Raw genomic sequence first — 18,548 nt, 5'->3', positions numbered from 1 at the left:
ATGTGCCGCCGGATCCGATCCCGTCGCCGGCGCCGCACGCGCACCCCGTACCGGCGTCGGACCCGCTCTGGTTCAAGCGCGCCGTCTACTACGAGCTGCTGGTGCGCGCGTTCGCCGACAGCAACGGCGACGGCGTCGGCGACTTCCGCGGGCTCATCGACCACCTCGACTACCTGGAGTGGATGGGCGTCGACTGCATCTGGCTGCTGCCGTTCAATCAGAGCCCGCTGCGCGACGGCGGCTACGACATCAGCGACTACTACGACGTGCACCCCGATTACGGCAGCGTCGAGGACGTGCGCGAGCTCGTGTTCCGCGCACACGAGCGCGGCATGCGCGTGATCATGGACCTGGTCATCAACCACACCAGCGACGCGCACCCGTGGTTTCAGCAGGCGCGCTCCTCGCCCGACAACCCGTACCGCGACTGGTACATGTGGAGCGAGAGCAACCACAAGTTCAAAGACGCGCGGATCATCTTCGTCGACACCGAGACCTCCAACTGGACGTGGGACGAGCAGGCCGGTGCGTACTACTGGCACCGCTTCTTCAGCCATCAGCCCGACCTCAACTACGACAACCCCGCCGTCCGCGCCGAGATCCTCAAGGTGGTCGAGTTCTGGCTCGACCTGGGCATGGACGGCTTCCGGCTCGACGCCGTCCCATACCTGTTTGCGCGCGAGGGCACCAGCTGCGAGAACCTGCCCGAGACCCACGCATTCCTCGCCGACCTGCGCGCCACTGTGGACAGCGAGTACCCGGACAAGGTGCTGCTCGCCGAGGCCAACCAGTGGCCCGAGGACGTCATCGACTACTTCGGCACCGAGGAGCGGCCGGAGTGCCACATGTGTTTCCACTTCCCGCTGATGCCGCGCATGTTCATGTCCCTGCGCCGCGAGCAGCGCTACCCGATCACCGAGATCCTCGAACGGACCCCGCACATCCCCTTGACCGCGCAGTGGGGCATCTTTCTGCGCAACCACGACGAGCTCACCCTCGAGATGGTCACCGACGACGAGCGCGACTACATGTGGGGCGAGTACGCGTCCGACCCGCGCATGAAGCTCAACCTCGGCATCCGGCGCCGTCTCGCCCCGCTGCTGAACAACGGACGCCGACAGATGGAGCTGTTCTGCGGGCTGCTGCTCTCGCTGCCGGGCTCGCCGATCCTCTACTACGGCGACGAGATCGGCATGGGCGACAACATCTACCTCGGCGACCGCGACGGGGTGCGCACCCCGATGCAGTGGAACGGCGACCGCAACGGCGGCTTCGGGCGCAGCGACTTCGCCCGGTTGTACCTGCCGCCCCTGATGGACCCGGTGTACGGGTTCTCTGCGGTCAACGTCGAGGCGCAGATGCGCAACGAGTCCTCCCTGCTGCACTGGATGCGCCGCTTCGTGGCGGTGCGCAAGCGCCACGCGGTGTTCGGCGAGGGCACCTTCGATGCGCTCGACGCCGCCAACCCCTCGGTCTTCGCCTTCCTGCGCACCCTCGGTGACCACATCGTGCTCTGCGTCAACAACCTCTCGCGCTTCGCCCAGCCGGTCGAGCTCGACCTGCGCCGCTTCGAGGGGCGCACCCCGGTGGAGATGCTCGGCCACGTGCACTTCCCGCGCATCGGCGAGCTGCCCTACCTGCTCACCCTGGCGCCGCACAGCTTCTACTGGTTCACCGTCGAGGAGCCGCAGGAATGAACGGCACTGTCGACGTCGTCCGCGGAGTCCTCGAGGAGGGCTTGGCGACCTGGCTGCCGCGGCAGCGCTGGTACGGCGGTGGGCGCGCCATCCGTGGCGTGCACTGCGAGGAGCTGTCCACAATCGCGGATGAGCCGGAGGTGGCACTGTGCGTCGCCCGCGTGGACCACGAGGATGACACGCACACGACATACAACGTGCCGGTGGCTGTGGGTTCGCCGGGCGGCCTGCGTCCCAGTGACCCGGCGGCGATCATCCACGAGGACGAGCGAACGCTGATCTTCGACGCGCTCGCCGACGCGCGAACCGCCGCACCGCTGTGGCGCATCCTCGCGGGCGGACAGGCGGTGCAGCTGCGCGACGGACGCCTTGGGGTCGGCGGTGACGGCGGGCTCGATCCGTCGACGAGGGACATCGCGCCGCTGGCGCGCGAGCAGTCGAACACGTCGCTCATCGTCGGTGGCGAGCATCTGCTCAAGGTGATGCGCAAGCTGGCCTTCGAGCCGTCGGTCGAGCTGGAGATGACCCGCGCGCTCGAGGCGGCCGGCTTCAACCACCTCGCCCCACCCGAGGCTTGGCTGCACTACGAGCGCAATGACCAGCCACATGGTGCGCTGCTCGCCCTGGCGCAGCAGTACCTTCGCAACGGCACCGAAGGATGGACGCTGGCGCTGACCTCGCTGCGCGACCTCTACGCCGACGCCGAGGACCTCAATGCCGGCGACGCGTTCCAGCGCAACCAGGCCGTGGAGGACGCCGGCGGCAGCTTCACCCCTGACGCGGCCCGGCTCGGTGACATCACCGCGCAGATGCACCTCGCGCTCGCCGACGCCAGGGGCGCCGAGCTCAGCGCTCAGCCGATCACACCCGCTCTGCTGGCGGAGTGGGCGGACGAGATGATCGGCGACCTGGAGGCTCTCATCGCCGGCAACGCCGCGGCGGTGCAGGGCATCGGCGAACACGAGGCCGCCATCGAGGCGCGCATCAACGCAATCCGAACAGTGCATGACCCTGGGCTGGCCATCCGCATCCATGGTGACTACCACCTCGGCCAGGTGCTGCGCACCGACTCGGGCTGGACGGTGCTCGACTTCGAGGGCGAGCCGCGCCGTCCCGTCGAACACCGCCGCCGCCGCCACTCGCCCCTGCGCGACGTCGCCGGCATGCTGCGCTCCTTCGACTACGCGGCGTCTGTCGCGCTCATCGAGCGCAGCACCCCGGCCGACCCGGCCTGGGGGCACCTCTGGGCGCATGGGCGCACCTGGGCCGCCGCCAACCGCGAGGCATTCTGGGCGACGTACGTGGAACGCACCGCGGGCAGCCGGCTGCTTCCCGATGCCGGCGCGGCGCTGACGCTGCGACGCGCGTTCGAGATCCAGAAAGCCGTCTACGAGGTGGGCTACGAGCTGGCCCACCGCCCCCAGTGGGTGTCGGTGCCGCTCGGCTTCCTCCTCGAGGCGACGGCATGACCACCACGCAAGGAGCCAGCACGCCTGTTGACATCGCCGCCGAGGCCCGGTTGCTCACCGACGGCGTGCACCGCGATCCCCACCGGCTCCTCGGGCCGCATCCCCACGGCGAGGTCACCGTGGTGCGCGCGTTCCATCCGGACGCGCTCGAGGTGTCGGTCGCGCATCCCGACGGCGTGGTGCGGATGAAGCGCGTCGACCACAGCGGCATCTTCGAAGCTGAGGTGCCGGTGCCTGAGATCCCCGGCTACCGCCTGCGCTATCGCACCTCGGATACCGAGTGGGAGCTCGACGACCCCTACCGCTTCCTGCCCACCCTCGGCGACATCGATCTCCACCTCATCGGCGAGGGCACCCACTACCGGCTCTGGGAGCGGCTCGGCGCGCGCGTCATCGACCATCAGGACGTGCGCGGCACCGCGTTCGCGGTGTGGGCGCCACTGGCGCGCGGCGTGTCACTGGTCAGCGACACCAACGGCTGGGACACGCGCACGCTGCCGATGCGCTCGCTCGGCGCCAGCGGAGTGTGGGAGATCTTCATCCCCAACGTCGGCGCAGGCTTGCGCTACAAGTTCCGCGTCCTCGGCGCCGACGGGCGCACCGTGCTCAAGGCCGACCCCCTGGCTCGCGCCGCCGAGCCGCCGCCGGCGACTGCCAGCGTGGTGACGGAGTCGGCGCACACGTGGAACGACGCCGAGTGGATCGCCCGTCGTGCGGTCGTCGACCCCACGGCGCGGCCGCTCTCGATCTACGAGGTGCATCTCGGCTCGTGGCGGCGCGGCGCCGACGGCGCGGTGCTGAGCTATCGCGAGCTGGCCGGACAGCTCGCCGAGCACTGCGAGCGCATGGGCTTCACGCATGTGGAACTGCTGCCGATCGCCGAGCATCCCTTCGGGGGCTCCTGGGGGTACCAGGTGAGCAGCTACTACGCGCCGACCTCGCGGTATGGAACACCAGACGACCTGCGCTGGTTCGTCGACCACCTCCACCAGCGCGGCATCGGGGTGATCGTCGACTGGGTGCCCGCGCACTTCCCGCGTGACGAGTGGGCGCTGGCGCGCTTCGACGGCACCGCGCTGTACGAGCACGCCGACCCGCGCCGCGGCGCCCAGCCGGACTGGGGCACGCTGGTCTTCAACTTCGGGCGCAACGAGGTGCGCAACTTCCTCGTCGCCAACGCGCTGTTCTGGATCGAGGAGTTCCACATGGACGGGCTGCGCGTCGACGCGGTCGCCTCGATGCTGTATCTCGACTACTCCCGCAAGCCCGGCGAGTGGGAGCCCAACCAGTACGGCGGCCGCGAGAACCTCGAAGCCATCGCCTTCATCAAGGAGTTCAACGAGCAGGTGCACGCCCGCTACGCCGGGGTGATGACCATCGCCGAGGAGTCGACGGCGTGGCCGGCGGTGTCACGGCCGACGGCCAGCGGCGGGCTCGGCTTCACCTTCAAATGGAACATGGGCTGGATGCACGACTCGCTCGACTACATCAGCAAGGACCCCGTCTTCCGCCGCTACCACCAGCAGCAGCTGACCTTCGGCGTCTGGTACGCCTGGGCGGAGAACTTCATCCTCCCGCTCTCGCACGACGAGGTGGTGCACCTCAAGGCGTCGCTGATCGGCAAGATGCCGGGGGATCGCTGGCAGCGCTTCGCCAACCTGCGCGTGCTCTTCGGCTGGATGTGGGCGCATCCGGGCAAGAAGCTGCTCTTCATGGGCGGCGAGTTCGCGCAGTGGACGGAGTGGAACCACGACCGCTCTCTCGACTGGCACCTCCTCGAGGAGCACGAGCACGCCGGCATGCAGCGACTCGTCGCCGACCTCTGCCATGTGTACCAAGAGATCCCGGCGCTGTGGCAGGTGGACGGCAACAGCGAGGGGTTCCGCTGGATCGACGCAGGCAACGTCGACCAGAGCGTGGTCAGCTTCGTGCGCATGGACGCGTCGGGTCATCCCGGCGCCGCCTGCATCGCCAACTTCTCGCCGGTGGTGTACGAGGGCTTCCGCGTGGGCTTGCCGAAGGCCGGCGCCTGGCGTGAGGTGATCAACACCGACGCCGCCGACTACGGCGGCAGCGGGGTTGGCAACATGGGGCGCGTGGAGACGGAGCCGTCGAACTGGCATGGCTTCGAGCAGTCGGCGCTCATGACCGTGCCGCCACTCGGGGTGGTCTGGCTGTCGCCGGAGGAGTAGGCGCTTTCGGCGCTGCCGCTCAGGTGGCCGCGGTGACCGGTTCGAAGCTGGCCAGCATGTGCTCGAGCGCCTTCTGGTCCGGACCGACAAAGGGATCGGCGTCCGGCGCCTCGGCGAGCATCTGGGTGAACTGCTCGCTGAGCCCGATTGCCGGGGGCAGGTGCGTGCTGAGGATCGCGTGCGCGTCATTGATCGGCATCGAGTTGACCGAGTTCATGTAGCGACCCCTGTCGACGCCGTGGACCCACGGGCTGTCGATGGTGGCCCACACATGCTGCGCACCGCGCAACTGCTCGGCCGGCACCTCGCCAACGTCGGGGCCGCTGGCGATCTCCTCGCTCGGCATCGGAGCACCGAAGCAATCCGAGCTGAAGCACGTCCGCGACCTGTCGTCGAAGAAGCCGACGGTCGCCGGGTTGTCGAACAGCGCGGGGCGGAATGCGTGCAGCGTGCGGTCACCGACGTCGAGGCGCTGTCCCGGGTTGAGCAGGTACAACCGGTCCATCGGCAGCGGCTTCTCGGTCGACATGATGCCGGCGGCGATGAAGGTGGTCACCAGGCGTGCCTGGGGCGCGGCCTCGAGCAGCGCGAAGATGCCTCCGGTGTGGTCGCGATCGGGGTGGGTCAGCCAGATCCACCGCACCGTGGCCGGGTCGATCACCGAGCTGACGGTGGCCACGAAGTCGCGGTCGGGGAGGCCGAGCCCGGTGTCGACAACCACGGGCTCGCGGGCGTGGAGCACGAATGCGTTCACGGGGAGGAAGCCGATGCCAGGCACCTCCATGGCATCGCTGAGCACGGTGACGTCATCGCCGACTCGAAATGTGCGCATTGTTGCTCTCCTAGCTGGTGATTGCTGGTCAGAAGACGATGCGGGTGGCGAGCAGTCCCGAGGACTCTTCGCGGCCGGAGAGAATCCGGCAGAACTCTACGCCGTCAAGGGTGAGGTCCTCGCCGCCAGTGCCGGCGGCGTACGCGCCCCCAGCGGGGCCGGACAGCGTGAGGGTGAACCGCTGACCGTGCCGCCGCGCCCAGTCCGCGACCACGTCGGCGACGATGCGCCCGTCGTGGTCCGCCGTGAGCTCAGGCTCGCGGCCGATCGCCCGGCAGATGTCGACGCGGTGGATCCACGGGTCGCGGGTGTGAACGACGTCGAAGAGGTAGCCGACGGTCCAGCCGGGTTCACCAGGGAGCTGCGGGTCGTAGGGCGTCGCGCGCATCGCCTCAGTGGTGGCGCGGCGCGCGGCCAGACCACGCGGTGCCGCCACATGCAGTGCTTCGCGCAGTTGGTCGGTGGTGAGACCGGCGTGCTCGCTCACCTGCAAGGCGGTCATGGCATCGAGACGGAGCGCGCCGGTCTGTGCCGCCACCTCCGCGGCGGCGCCGATCTGGCGAGTGCGCTCCTGCGGGTCGGCCTGCAGCTCGAGCATTCCCAGGATGTGGCCGAGCATGGCCTTGACGTCCCAGCCGACGCAGTCGGTCGAGCGCGACCAGTCCTCGTCGTGGAGCTCGTCGACGACGGCGAGCAGCCGGTCGTACTCCGCGGTCGCGACCATCATGGCTTCGTCGTGTCCCAGTGGCGCGATGGTTTCGACGGCGACGGCGCTGCTGATCATGTCTCTCTCCTGCTGGTTGCGGGCCGGTAGTGCTCGAAGTACATATCGCTGAGCTCAGCGGCGAGACGGACCCAGCGATCGCCGCCAGGTTCGTTGGAATTCTGCTGAGCGGCGAGGCCGGCGGTCAGCGCGATCCACGCGTCGAACGCACGAGCGCTGGTGATGCCGCACGCCCGCAACGCGGCGCGGGACTCCTCGAGGAGGCGCAGAGCCGGCTCGTAGGTCTCGGGACTCGGCTCGAACCCGGGGATGGTCCGCTGGAAGAGCAGCTGGTATCGGACCGGGTCCTCGACGCAGAAATCGAGAAAGGTCTTCGAGCGCAGGCGCATCCCTTCGACCGGGTCGGCCGTCGGCGGCAGCGCGGTGATGTGCCGCAGCAACTCGACGTTGGACTCGCCGAACATGGCGTCGTAGATCGCGTACTTCGATGGGAAGTACACGTACAGGGACTGGGCGCGCATGCCCACGCGCGCGCCGAGATTGCGCATTGCAAGGGCGGCGAGACCCTCCGCCCGGACGAGCTCCCAGGCGGCGTCGAGGATCTCTCGACGCGTTGCCGCGTACCTCTCGGCGCGCCGGTCTCGGGTGAGTGTAACTGACATTGTCAGGCAGTATGAACATTGTCAGGTGGAAGTGTCAAGGTCAGCGGTCGCCCCAGGCTGTCTCCGGTTGCGCGGCGGGGCACCAGCGATGACAATGTGGCGCCGCCGCGGCCCAGGACCGTTCCCAGGAGAAACCATGGACACCGAACAGGCGCGCGAGCGGCTGATCGCTGAACGCGATCGGCTCACGCAGGTGCGCGATGCGGCGACGAGGTTGAGCACGCCGGCGCAGGAGACGGCTGAACGCGAGCTCTCGAGCGCGGACCAGCATCCGGCCGAGCAGGCGACGGAGACGCTGGAGCGTGAGCTCGACCTGGGCGTCCTGCAGAGCGTGGAGAGCGAGCTGACCGAGGTGCAGGCCGGGCTCGAGCGGGTTGAGGCCGGGACCTACGGCATTTGCGAGATCTGCAAGAAGCCGATCGCTGAGGGGCGGCTCGAGGCCATGCCGGCGGCGCGGTATTGCGTCGAGGACCAGGCCAAGGCAGCGAAGGCGAATCGCGGCTAAGGGGAGCGAAGCGCGGCCGGGAGTCGGCTTGCGGTCAGAGTGCCGCGGTGCCGATCAAACCCTTGCGGGTCACCAGGGTGGCGAGCTTTGCTTCGGACATTCGCTGTGCTGCCGGTGGGCGCTGCGGGACCACCATGTAGCGTGATTCGGCGCTGGCGTCCCACACGCTGATTCGGGTGTCCGCGGGCAGCTCCAATCCGAATTCGCGGAGCAGGGCGCGCGGTTCGCGGACCACCCGGGAGCGGTACGCCTCGCTCTTGTACCAACCTGGTGAGGGACCGAGGAGCGCGATCGGGTAGCAGGAGCAGAGCGTACAGACGACGACGTTGTGCTCGGCCTCAGAGTTGGCGACAACCTTCAGGCGCTGCTCCTGGATGCCGCCGGACATGGTGAAGCCCAGCTCCTGGATCGCCGCATTGGCATCGTTCAGCAGCCGCTCCTTGAACGCCGGGTCGACCCACGCTCGCGCAATGATCCGGGCGCCGTTGGCGGGGGTGGCACCCCTCAGGAACTCGTCGATGCGGCCGTCGATGTCAGCGCGGGTGACCATGCCGCGCTCTTCGAGCAGGGCCTCGACACGCCGGACACGCTCGGAGATGGCCGTGCTGCTGTGATCGCCGCTCACGCCCCGGTATCTCGCTGGTGGGTCGTCGTCGGCTCCAGATAGTCCTCCCAGAGCTCGACCGTGACCGCATGATCGCCGGCGCCGAACAGGACCACAGCCTCGAAACGCACGTGGTACACAGGTTGCGGCCGGCCCTGCAGGCCGCGGGCCCGCTCGTCGGCAAGAGGGTGATGGCCGGCGCATTCGATGATCTCGCCCACCGCGCCACGGGCGTATCTCGGGAGGCGGGTGTGCCCCGGCGGGTCGAGGGTGCGCGTCCGCACAAGCTCACCCGGAGCGAAGCGGTCAGGCACCCGCGAGCTCCTCGGTTGTGGCCAGGCCCTTCTCGGCAAGCAGGGTGGTGATCGCAGTGAACCAGCGCTCGTAATAGGAGGCTGCCAGGTAGGCCTCCGGCGGCATGCGTTCGATCGCGTCCCGGAACTCGTCCAGGTTGTACACGCCCCTGCCGATCAATGCCCGGTTCATCGCGAAGACGTGCGCCTCCCAATCGGCGTGGAAGGCTGGCTCGTCGGGGTCCTCGACGATGTCGGCGAAGCCGATCATCCCGCCCACGTCGTTGATGCGGCTCACGGTGTATTCCTACTCTCTCGCTGAGGCGAGACGCAACTGCTCAGAGAGGCCAACCGGTGGTCGGGGCGGGACTGTTACCAGCCGACGGGGTGTGGGGTGGCCCAGTCGTTGTCGTGAGCGTCGGGGAAGTGCTGGCGCTCGGGGACCATCGAGTCGAGAAGCTGCTCCTGCCAGTCGAGCAGGGCGGCGTGGAGGCGTACGGTGTTGCGCGCGCGGATCGCCTTGCGAGGGAGCGGCACGCCGACCTCGTCCTCGAGGCGGGAGAGGCGCAGGCGGAGCGGCCGGTCGAAGGAGCGCTCGCCTGTGAGGTGGCGCTCCTCGAGCTGGTTGATGAGCGAGTCGATGGCCTTGATGCGCCGACGGATCCGCGAACCGTCCACGCGACGTCGCAGCGACGCGATCCGGCGATCCCAGATCTCCCGCCCGGCGCGGGCGATGAGGTCGGGGTTGATGGGGGTGGCGGCGAATTGGGCGGACATTCCTGGTTGTTCCTGTCTGGCTGGTTGAACCGTCGCGGGGACGGGTTGGTTATTGCCGGATAAGCATCGCGTGCAGGCGGAGCATTCCATCTGTCACCTGTCGTGAAGGTGACGACTCCGACGACGGCGCTTTCGCGATGATCACGAGACCTATGAGCGGCGGCGTTCCTGAAGATCGGCCTGTGGCGCGGATGAGCGACTTCCTGGGGATGCACGTCGCCGGCCGGCCACTGCTGATGCCCAACCCCTGGGACGTCGGCTCCGCCCGGGTGCTGGCGTCGATCGGCTTCCGGGCGCTGGCCACGACCAGCAGCGGCTTCGCCGCGACCCTGGGCAAGCAGGATGGTTCGATCGGCCGGGATGACGTGCTCGCCCACGCCGCGGCGATCGTGGCAGCCGTCGACGTGCCGGTCTCCGCGGACCTCGAGAACGGCTTCGCGGAGGACCCGGACGGCGTGTACGCGACGGTGAGGGCGGCGGTCGCGGCGGGTCTGGCCGGCTGTTCGATCGAGGACTACTCGCGGACTGCGGGTGGCCACATCCTCGAGCGCGGGCTGGCCGTCGAGCGGGTGATCGCCGCCGTGGAGGCGGCCGAGGTTCAGCCGGGGCTGGTCCTCACCGCTCGCGCGGAGAACCTCATCAGGGGCAATCCTGATCTCGACGACACCATCGCCCGGCTCCAGGCGTACCAGGAGGCCGGCGCCCATGTGCTGTACGCGCCCGGGGTGCACGGCATCGAGGACGTGCGGCGGGTGGTCGAGTCGGTCGACCGGCCGGTCAATGTGCTGACGCTGCCCGGCTCGCCGTCGGTGGCCGAGCTGGCTGAGGCCGGTGTGGCGCGCATCTCGGTGGGCGGTGCCTTCAGCCATGTGGCGTTCGGGGCGCTGACGCGAGCGGCGCGCGAGCTGCTCGACGAGGGGACGTACGGGTTCATGGACCTGGCAGGCGAGGGATTGCGGCAGGAGAAGGCGGCCTTCGGCGGCGCGTGAGCGGATCCGGCTGAGAATGGTGACGGTGGACCGTTCGGAGTGACTGACTGGCTGGTGGACGCTGTCATGCTGCCGGACGGCACCGAGCCGGGGAGTCGCTGGCTGACGTCGTCCGGTTGGACGGAACAACGTGTGCCCGATGCGGTGGCGCTGCCCGGACGCTTCGCGCTGCCTGGACTGGTCGACGCCCACAGTCATGTGAGCTTCTCCGACGGTGACGGCGCGCTGGTATTCGTCGACCGCAGCGGCGCAGAGGCTCATCGCGAACGCTACGCGCGCGATGGCGTCGCGATCGTCCGCGATGCCGGCGGGGCGCCGGACGTTGTGCTCTCGCTTCCGCGCACCGCGGGGCGGCCCTTCGTTGTCGCAGCGGGGCGTCATTTGGCTCCGCCAGGGATGTACTTCGAGGGCGTGCACCTTCCTGTCGAGGCGGACGACGTCGTCGAGGTGGCGCTCGGGGACCTCGCTGCGGGAGCGACCTGGGCGAAGCTGGTGGCTGATTTCCCCTCCGCGGCGGCGCGCGCGCTGGGGCCGGGCGCTGCGCCAGAGCAGACGTACGACCTGGATGTTGTGCGACGCCTCATCGACGCTGTTCACGGCGCGGGCGGACGTGTCGCCGCACACGTCACCACGCCGCTGGCGAGTGCGCTGGTGTCGCTCGGCATCGACTCGATCGAGCACGGCACAGCGCTCGACGAGGCCACCGTCGACGAGATGGCGGCGCGTGGAACGGCGTGGACGCCGACGCTGTGCGCGGTGCTGTCGGCGGCCCCCGATGCTCCGCCGGAGCGGTTGCGCGTTGTCGCCGACCGACGTGAGCGCTTCACGCATCTGTTGCCGTATGCGATTGCGCGTGGTGTGCCGGTGCTGACCGGGAGCGACGTGGTGGGGACGATTCCGCGCGAGATCGCCTTGCTGGTGGAATGTGGGGTGGCGCCGGGCGATGCGTTGCGGGCGGCGACCGCATCGGCGATGCGGTTTCTAGGCGCCGACGCGGAGGTGGCGCCGGCGTCGGTGGTGACGTACGAGGCCGATCCGCGTGATGATCCGGAGGTGGTGCGGCAGCCCGCCGCGGTGGTCATCGGCGGGGTCCTGGTGCGCTGAGGGCGGGCTGGCGCGCGCTCTAGCGGCGTCGTGGGGGTCGGCGAAAGCGGAAGTAGGCGCCGAACGCCGTCGATAACAGTTGTTCAAAGGTGGGCGTTCTGGCGTGCGGGTTGCGCATTCGTGGGCCGCGGGCGCGCTCTCGTGCGTGCGTGGGCGCGCTCTCGTGCGTGCGCACGATCGTGGCCCTGCCGGCCCGTGCCGGACCGCCGCTCTAGTGGCGGAAGTGGCGCGCCCCGGCGTGCACCATGGCCATGCTGAGGGCGTCGGCGGCGGCGGTGACCTCAGGGTCCTTCTTCGAACCGCCCGGCTGGATGACGGCAGCGATGCCCGCCTTGCCGAGGGTCTCGACGCCGTCGGGCATCGGGAAGAAGGCGTCCGACGCGGCCACCGCGCCCGACGCCCGGTCGCCAGCGCGGTGCACGGCCAGCTCGGCGGCCTCGACTCGCGACATCTGGCCGGCGCCGACTCCGACCGCCATGCCATCGCTGACGATCACGATGGCGTTCGACTTGACGTGCCGGCACACCGTCCAGGCGACGAGCAGGTCGCGCCACTGCGCCTCATCGGGTTGGCGCTGGGTCGGGACGGACATGGCGGCGCGGTCGGTGCTGACATGGTCGACTGTCTGCACCAGCAGGCCGCCGTCGACGCTGCGAACGTCGAGCTGCGCGGCGCACGAGGGACGCTCGACGACGAGGACGCGCAGGCGCTCCTTTCTGGCGAGCCGTGCCTCTGCTTGGGGTGTGATCGCGGGCACGATGACGGCCTCGAGGAAGGTCTTGGCGAGCTCCTCGGCGGTCGCCTCGTCGAGCGGGCGGTTGAGCGCGACGATGCCGCCGAAGGCTGAGCGCGGGTCGCACTCGAACGCGCGACGGTAGGCGTCGGCGGCGTCACTGCCCACCGCAAAGCCGCAGGGGTTGGTGTGCTTGATGATCGCCGCGGCGGGCTCGCTGAAATCGCAGACGAGGCGGCGGGCGGCGTCGACGTCGAGCCAGTTGGTGAAGCTCAGCGCGGACCCCTGGAGCTGGCGCGCGTGCGCGAGGCCGCCCGGCGCGCCGGGGGTTGCGTAGAGCGCGCCGCGCTGGTGGGGGTTCTCGCCGTAGCGCAGCTCGGCGATAAGGCGGCCACCGATGGTGTATTCGGGCGCGGTCGATTCGCGGTCGTCGAGCTCAGCGGCGAGGTACGCGGCGACGGCGGTGTCGTAGGCGGCCGTGTGTGCGAAGGCGCGCGCGGCGAGGCGATCGCGCGTCGGCTGGGAGATCTCGCGATGCTCGCGCAGCTCGGCGAGCAACTCGTCGTACTGCGACGGCTCGATCACCACGGCCACCGATGCGCTGTTCTTGGAGGCGGCACGGATCATGGTGGGGCCGCCGATGTCGATGTTCTCGATGGTGGTGGCACGGTCGGCGCCGCGCGCGACTGTCTCCACGAACGGGTAGAGGGTGATGACCACGATGTCGATCGCGGTGAAACCGTGCTCGGCGAGCTTGGCCATGTGCTCGGGGAGGTCGCGGCGGGCGAGGATACCCGCGTGGATGGCGGGGTGGAGCGTCTTGACGCGGCCATCGAGCATTTCGGGGAAGCCGGTGACATCGCTCACGGCTGTCGCCTCGATGCCGGCCTCGTGCAGCGCGCGGCGGGTGCCATCGGTGGCGACGATGTCGACGTCGCACTCACGCAGCCCGTGCGCGAACTCGACGAGCCCGGTGCGGTCGGCGACACCGAGCAGCGCGCGCATCTAGCGGACGCCCTCGCGCTGGCGCGGCTGGGCGAGGATGCGTACCTTGGAGCCGTTGACCTGGAGCCGTCCGGTGGCCCAGAGCGCGACAGCCTCGGGGAGCACGCGCCACTCCTGTTCGTGGATGCGCGCGCGAAGAGTGTCAGCGTCGTCGTCCGCCTCGACCGGGACAGCGGCTTGGAGCACGATCGGTCCGGCGTCGACCGCGCCGGCTTTCAGCAGGTGGACGGTGCACCCGGTGACCTTGACGCCCGCGGCGAGGGCCTGCTCGACAGCGTCCATGCCACCGCCGAACGCCGGCAGCAGCGACGGATGGATGTTGAGGATGGCGTCGGGGTAGGCGGCGAGGACGTCGTCGCTGAGCACGCGGTCGTAGCCGGCGCAGACGATGAGCTCGATGCGCGCGGTGCGCAGCGTGTCGAGGATGGCGCGGTCGCGGGCGGTGGCGTCGCCGCCGTACTCCTTGACGGGTAGGGATACCGCCTGCACGCCGCGCGCGCGGGCGATGTCGAGCGCCCCGCATTGGCTGCGGTTGCTGACTACCAGCACGATCTGCGCGGGAAATGCCGGCGTCTGCGCGACGTCGAGCAGTGCGGTGAGGTTACTTCCGGTTCCCGACGCCAAGACTGCGACGCGGGTGGAGGCGCTCATTGCAGGCGAACGCGCTCCCCACCGGTCGACTCGACCACCTCGCCGATGCGCCACACCGGGATGCCCGCGGCGCTGGTCACTGCGCCCGCCTGCTGGCGAGGCACAGCGATGACCATGCCGACGCCCATGTTGAAGGTGCGCCACATCTCCTCCTGCATGACGCCACCGGCACGCTCGATCGCGGAGAAGAGCGCGGGCACCTGCCAGGTGGAGCGGTCGATGACCGCGCTGAGGCCGGCGGGGAGCACCCGGGGGACGTTCTCGATGAGGCCGCCGCCGGTGATATGCGCCATGGCGCGCACGTCGACGGACTGACGCAGATCGTTGATGGCGTGCAGGTAGCTGCGATGCGGCTCGAGGAGGAGGTCGGCGAGCGGAGCGTCGGTGCCGGGGAGCGCGGCGTTCCAGTCGAGCTCGCGCGTGAGCACGATGTGCCGCACCAGCGAATACCCGTTGGTGTGCAGGCCACTGCTCGGCATGGCCAGGAGCACGTCGCCCGCCTCGACGCGGGAGCCGTCGACGATACCGTCGCGCTCGACGGCGCCGACGATGAAGCCGGCGATATCGTAGTCGGCGAGGGCGTAGACCCCGGGCATCTCCGCGGTCTCCCCTCCCACCAGGGCGCAGCCGGTATCGCGACACGCCGCGGCGACGCCGTCGACGAGCTCGGCGAGCTGCTCCGGCACCAGCTTGCCGGTCGCGTAGTAGTCCAAAAAGAAGAGCGGCTGGGCGCCGCAACAGAGGATGTCGTTGACGCAGTGGTTGACCAGGTCGATGCCGATGCCGCGGTGGCGGTTGGTGGCGATGGCGACCTTCACCTTGGTGCCCACCGAGTCGGTGCTCGAGACGAGGACAGGGCGCTTCCAGCGGCTGACGTCGAGCTCGAAGAGGCCGCTGAAGGCGCCGATCCCGCCGAGGACCGAGGGGGTGTGGGTGCTGCCCACCGCCTTGCGGATGAGGTCAATCGCGCGATTGCCCGCGTCGATGTCGACCCCGGCGTCGGCGTAGCGCAGGTCACCCATTCACGGCCGAGTTTATCGGGCGGCGGGGTTTGGCCGTGACCGGCTCGGCGGAACTCAGCTACAGGCGCCTGACCAGGGCCGGCCGGCCACGCGGTTCCTCGACCGCCACGCTTCCATCGGGCTCGAGGCGAAGCACCCAACCGCGCTCGTGAACCATGCGGTGATGGCGGCGGCAGAGAAGTACCAGGTTCCTCAGCGACGTCTCGCCACCGTCCGCCCAGTGCTTGATGTGGTGACCGTCCGTCCATTCTGGAGGGCGATCGCATCCGGGAAAGCGGCAGCCCTTGTCGCGCCGGACAAGCGCTGTGCGGATCGGAGCCGGAATGGTGCGGCTGGCGCGGCCGACTGAGAGCACGGCGCCGTTGGCGGTGGTGGCGGCATCCGCGGGGGCGGCATCGGTGCTCGCGGCGGCCGTCGCGATGGTCCGGACCGCGTCGCAGGCGATGCGGCGCGCCGCCTCGGCGTGGATGGGGCCCACCTTCGCCAGCTCCGCAGGCTGCGCTCCGTCATCGCGCCGCAGCGTCTCGAGAGTGGTGGTGAGGGTCAGATGTGGACGCTGGCCGTGGGTCTCGGGGAGGTTGCCGCTCTTCAACTGGCGCGCAGCGAGCTCGACGAGGGCGTCGGCACGGCGCTGGGAGGTCTTGCGCAGATCATCCGGACCTGTTGGCGGAGTCAGGGCGTCCAGCGCAGTCTTGACGATGGCGCCGCCCTCGGCGTCCAACTCGCCGCGGAGAATGAACACGCCGCCGAATGTCTGGTCGCACGCGAACCAGCGGCGCTCGTGGTCGCGATTGTCGCGATCGAGCGCGCCGTCGGCGTCAAGACGCTGACGCGTGTACGAGGTGAGGTACCACATCCGCCCGGCGTCGACCTTCTCGGCGGCGTCAACCAGCGTTCGCTCGACAGTGCGTGTCGGCTCGACGCCAATGTCGTCAGCGAGCCGTGCGATGAGCGAGACATTGGTGAAGGGGGCGCGGCCTTCGCGAAAGCTCTCCATGGTCATAGGGAGCTCGTTGAGCATGCGCCCCATGCGGACGCGATCGGTCGCCGCGCTGCTGGTGAGGCCGCACGTACCGCGCAGCCACGACACGGTGCTGGCTGCGCCCTCGGCCAGCGCACCGTTGTCGCGGTCAAAGCGATGGACGCGGCGGACGAACTCCGCCTCGAGGCGATCGATCTGCCGCCGGATGGCGACCAGGTCATCGCCGAGGGCGTGGCCGGTGAGGTTGTCGATCGACTCCACGGCGAGGCCGTTGACCGCCTGGGTCAGGTGCTCAATGCCGCTCTCAACGGTCGCCAACATGCTGCTCATCGTAGCCGAACGGCGCGCCGACTTCAAGCGGTATGCGCGTCGAAGCCCTTTGGTGGTAAGGCGTATTGTCCGCGCGTTGTCCGTGTTTAGGCAGCTGCTGCGTGGTCGCCTGACATGCACGTGTGTGTTGTGCATGGAAGCTGTGCATGCGCACGCGCGCTACGGGCGTGCGTGGTGCGCACGCGCGCTGCGGGCGTGCGTGGCGGGCGCGCGCGCCGCGCGCTGCGCCGTAAGGCGCGCAGCGAGGCCGCGCCAGCCGGATGTCAGTGGGGGTGACTCCGGGCGCGGCCTCCGAGGGGTTGCGAGGCGGTCGGGCGACCTGGCGGGGCTGTCCGGTGGACCGGCCGTGGGTGGACGCCGTCTGACGAGTGGACGCGTCCTGCCGCTGTGCCGGCGACCGCTGTGCGCGCTGCGGCTGCGTCTCGCGCCTCTCCGGCTTCGCCTCGCGGTTCTCCAGCAGTGTCTGGCGGTGGAGGATGTTGGGAATGAGCAGTGCGGGAATCGTCACGATCGCGGCGACGACTCCGATGAGGACGATGTTGACGATCAGCCATCCTGTGGTCATGGCGGTTCTCCCTGACTGATTGACGTCGGTACCGCATCTGTTTCGGTTCGACTGGCATCAGCTTGCAACCGCCGTCTCAGATGAGCCTCCGATCCTTCTTAGAACGTCCTCAGACTCGCGCGTGGCGCCCCCCCACAATTGACAGGCGTGGTGACCACGCCTACTGTGGCGCGCGCAGGCGGCGGCGCTAACAGGTTTCTAAAGGAATTTCCCCATATGCCACGACGTCTTGTGCTGATGCTTTCCGGAGCGATAGGGGTGGTTGCTGCCGTCCTCTCGCAGAGTCCGATGGCCGCTGCCAGCACGACCTCGGCGCCACCGCCGGCGGCCTCGTCCGGGCACGACATCTCGTGGCCGCAGTGCGGCGCGGCGTACCCGACTGACGGGTCGTTCGGCATCGTGGGGGTCACCAACGGACGCGCCTGGTCGAAGAATCCCTGTCTCGGGTCGGAGTACCAGTGGGCCGCCGGCTATCCGCGCACGCCCGATCTCTACATGAACACCGCCAATCCGGCACCGCACAGCAGCTACTACTGGCCGGCGTCGGGTGCCAAGGATCCTGCGCTGTGCAAGGACGCCACGGTTACGACCGACCCGGGCTGCGCGTACGACTACGGTTGGCACACGGCGGCAGACGCGCTGGCGACGTCAAAGGCCGCGCTGGGAGCCAATGCGCAGGGTGTGTGGTGGCTCGACGTCGAGACGGGCAACACGTGGAACGGCGACACGTCGTCGAACGCTGCTGACGTACAGGGCAGCATCGACTACCTGATCTCTCAGCACGTTGCCGGCGTCGGCGTGTACTCAACGGGATACCAATGGGGCGTCATCACCGGCGGATACTCGACAAGCAATTACTCGACGTACGCGGCCGCATGGAACGCGGAATTCGCCTCACCGAATGGCCTGTCGGGCGTTCCCTCGTGGGTCGCCGGCGCGTCGGGGCCATCGGATGCTCCGGGCTATTGCACCAGCTCCTTCCTCGGGACAGCCACCTGGCTGGTGCAGTACATCGCGGGGGGCTTCGACGTCGATTACGCCTGCTCGACCGGGCCGCCACCACCGCCGCCTGCCGATTACTCGATCACCGTCCCGAGTTCGGCACGGGTCGCGCGCGGATCGACGGTGAACGTGCCGGTGACGCTGACGTCGACCAACGGCTGGAATGGCGCCGTGACACTGACGGTGACCGGACCATCGCAGGTGAGCACCACGCTGTCGCCGTCATCGCTCACGATCACCTCCGCCTCCACCGCTCGCGCGACGCTCTCGCTACGAAGTGGAATCAGCGGCACCTACACGATCACGGTGACCGCGCGGCCGCAAAGCGGGAGCACGACCTCGGTGATACACAGCGCTAAGTTCGCACTCTCGGTGACCAGGAAGTAGGCGGTCGCACCAGAAGAGGGGCC

At 69.2% G+C, this 18,548-nt stretch carries 19 protein-coding genes; 7 read left to right on the top strand and 12 right to left on the bottom strand.

The window, feature by feature from the left end; all coding sequences use genetic code 11:
- The first annotated feature begins 2 nt into the window (after positions 1–2).
- From treS to glgB, 3 genes are read left to right on the top strand one after another with little or no spacing between them, the layout of a single operon-like run.
- Positions 3–1,697 (top strand): maltose alpha-D-glucosyltransferase, encoded by a 1,695-nt coding sequence (gene treS / locus JF886_RS04045; protein ID WP_337309866.1) that lies wholly within the window; start codon positions 3–5, stop codon positions 1,695–1,697.
- Positions 1,694–3,166: a maltokinase N-terminal cap-like domain-containing protein gene (locus tag JF886_RS04040; protein ID WP_337309864.1), complete on the top strand. Its 1,473-nt coding sequence runs from the start codon at positions 1,694–1,696 to the stop codon at positions 3,164–3,166. The genes treS and JF886_RS04040 overlap by 4 nt, the downstream gene beginning before the upstream one ends.
- Positions 3,163–5,358 (top strand): 1,4-alpha-glucan branching protein GlgB, encoded by a 2,196-nt coding sequence (glgB, locus tag JF886_RS04035; RefSeq protein ID WP_337309862.1) that lies wholly within the window; start codon positions 3,163–3,165, stop codon positions 5,356–5,358. Before JF886_RS04040 ends, glgB begins: the two co-directional genes overlap by 4 nt.
- Positions 5,359–5,377: 19 nt before the next feature.
- On the opposite strand, the gene JF886_RS04030 is transcribed toward glgB, so the two are convergent.
- From JF886_RS04030 to JF886_RS04020, 3 genes are read right to left on the bottom strand one after another with little or no spacing between them, the layout of a single operon-like run.
- Positions 5,378–6,190: an MBL fold metallo-hydrolase gene (locus tag JF886_RS04030; protein ID WP_337309859.1), complete on the bottom strand. Its 813-nt coding sequence runs from the start codon at positions 6,188–6,190 to the stop codon at positions 5,378–5,380.
- Between the two features lie 28 nt (positions 6,191–6,218).
- Complete coding sequence (locus JF886_RS04025) at positions 6,219–6,974, bottom strand: maleylpyruvate isomerase family mycothiol-dependent enzyme (protein WP_337309857.1); 756 nt, start codon at positions 6,972–6,974, stop codon at positions 6,219–6,221.
- Positions 6,971–7,576, bottom strand: a complete 606-nt coding sequence (locus tag JF886_RS04020; protein WP_337309855.1) for a TetR/AcrR family transcriptional regulator — start codon at positions 7,574–7,576, stop codon at positions 6,971–6,973. The genes JF886_RS04025 and JF886_RS04020 overlap by 4 nt, the downstream gene beginning before the upstream one ends.
- 136 nt (positions 7,577–7,712) lie before the next feature.
- On the opposite strand from JF886_RS04020, the gene JF886_RS04015 reads away from it, so the two are divergent.
- Positions 7,713–8,081: a TraR/DksA C4-type zinc finger protein gene (locus JF886_RS04015; RefSeq protein ID WP_337309854.1), complete on the top strand. Its 369-nt coding sequence runs from the start codon at positions 7,713–7,715 to the stop codon at positions 8,079–8,081.
- A 34-nt stretch (positions 8,082–8,115) separates the two neighbouring features.
- Here the strand turns inward: JF886_RS04015 and JF886_RS04010 are convergent, their stop codons facing one another.
- The 4 genes from JF886_RS04010 to JF886_RS03995 form a co-directional block, all read right to left on the bottom strand.
- Complete coding sequence (locus tag JF886_RS04010) at positions 8,116–8,706, bottom strand: nitrile hydratase subunit alpha (RefSeq protein ID WP_337309852.1); 591 nt, start codon at positions 8,704–8,706, stop codon at positions 8,116–8,118.
- The gene (locus JF886_RS04005; RefSeq protein ID WP_337309850.1) at positions 8,703–8,999 is read right to left on the bottom strand and encodes an SH3-like domain-containing protein; all 297 of its coding nucleotides are present in this window, start codon (positions 8,997–8,999) and stop codon (positions 8,703–8,705) included. The genes JF886_RS04010 and JF886_RS04005 overlap by 4 nt, the downstream gene beginning before the upstream one ends.
- Positions 8,992–9,276: a hypothetical protein gene (locus JF886_RS04000; protein WP_337309848.1), complete on the bottom strand. Its 285-nt coding sequence runs from the start codon at positions 9,274–9,276 to the stop codon at positions 8,992–8,994. Before JF886_RS04000 ends, JF886_RS04005 begins: the two co-directional genes overlap by 8 nt.
- 74 nt (positions 9,277–9,350) lie before the next feature.
- Positions 9,351–9,755, bottom strand: a complete 405-nt coding sequence (locus tag JF886_RS03995) for a hypothetical protein (protein WP_337309846.1) — start codon at positions 9,753–9,755, stop codon at positions 9,351–9,353.
- A 191-nt stretch (positions 9,756–9,946) separates the two neighbouring features.
- On the opposite strand from JF886_RS03995, the gene JF886_RS03990 reads away from it, so the two are divergent.
- Both JF886_RS03990 and JF886_RS03985 read left to right on the top strand, forming a co-directional pair.
- Positions 9,947–10,744 carry an isocitrate lyase/PEP mutase family protein gene (locus tag JF886_RS03990; RefSeq protein ID WP_337309844.1) on the top strand — a complete coding sequence of 266 codons (798 nt, stop codon included), beginning with the start codon at positions 9,947–9,949 and terminating at the stop codon, positions 10,742–10,744.
- Between the two features lie 39 nt (positions 10,745–10,783).
- Positions 10,784–11,848, top strand: coding sequence for an amidohydrolase family protein (locus JF886_RS03985; RefSeq protein ID WP_337309842.1), 1,065 nt, complete (start codon positions 10,784–10,786; stop codon positions 11,846–11,848).
- 211 nt (positions 11,849–12,059) lie between these two features.
- Here JF886_RS03985 and purH read toward each other — a convergent pair whose 3' ends face one another.
- Genes purH through JF886_RS03960 form a run of 5 tightly spaced genes read right to left on the bottom strand, consistent with a single transcriptional unit; the run spans position 12,060 to position 17,136 of the window.
- Positions 12,060–13,586, bottom strand: a complete 1,527-nt coding sequence (purH, locus tag JF886_RS03980) for a bifunctional phosphoribosylaminoimidazolecarboxamide formyltransferase/IMP cyclohydrolase (protein ID WP_337309840.1) — start codon at positions 13,584–13,586, stop codon at positions 12,060–12,062.
- Positions 13,587–14,237 carry a phosphoribosylglycinamide formyltransferase gene (gene purN, locus JF886_RS03975; protein ID WP_337309838.1) on the bottom strand — a complete coding sequence of 217 codons (651 nt, stop codon included), beginning with the start codon at positions 14,235–14,237 and terminating at the stop codon, positions 13,587–13,589.
- Entirely contained in the window at positions 14,234–15,259 is a 1,026-nt protein-coding gene (gene purM, locus JF886_RS03970; RefSeq protein ID WP_337309836.1) for a phosphoribosylformylglycinamidine cyclo-ligase, read from the bottom strand. The genes purN and purM overlap by 4 nt, the downstream gene beginning before the upstream one ends.
- A gap of 58 nt (positions 15,260–15,317) precedes the next feature.
- Positions 15,318–16,562: an HNH endonuclease signature motif containing protein gene (locus JF886_RS03965; protein ID WP_337309835.1), complete on the bottom strand. Its 1,245-nt coding sequence runs from the start codon at positions 16,560–16,562 to the stop codon at positions 15,318–15,320.
- Positions 16,546–17,136, bottom strand: coding sequence for a hypothetical protein (locus JF886_RS03960; RefSeq protein ID WP_337309833.1), 591 nt, complete (start codon positions 17,134–17,136; stop codon positions 16,546–16,548). The genes JF886_RS03965 and JF886_RS03960 overlap by 17 nt, the downstream gene beginning before the upstream one ends.
- A gap of 258 nt (positions 17,137–17,394) precedes the next feature.
- On the opposite strand from JF886_RS03960, the gene JF886_RS03955 reads away from it, so the two are divergent.
- Positions 17,395–18,525, top strand: coding sequence for a hypothetical protein (locus JF886_RS03955; protein WP_337309831.1), 1,131 nt, complete (start codon positions 17,395–17,397; stop codon positions 18,523–18,525).
- Positions 18,526–18,548: the final 23 nt, after the last annotated feature.

Origin of the sequence: Candidatus Aeolococcus gillhamiae (genome assembly GCF_016464765.1) — a bacterium.
GTDB lineage: Bacteria > Chloroflexota > Dormibacteria > Aeolococcales > Aeolococcaceae > Aeolococcus > Aeolococcus gillhamiae.
Note: the sequence above shows the minus strand (reverse complement) of the source record. Positions and strands in the feature narration are given on the sequence as shown.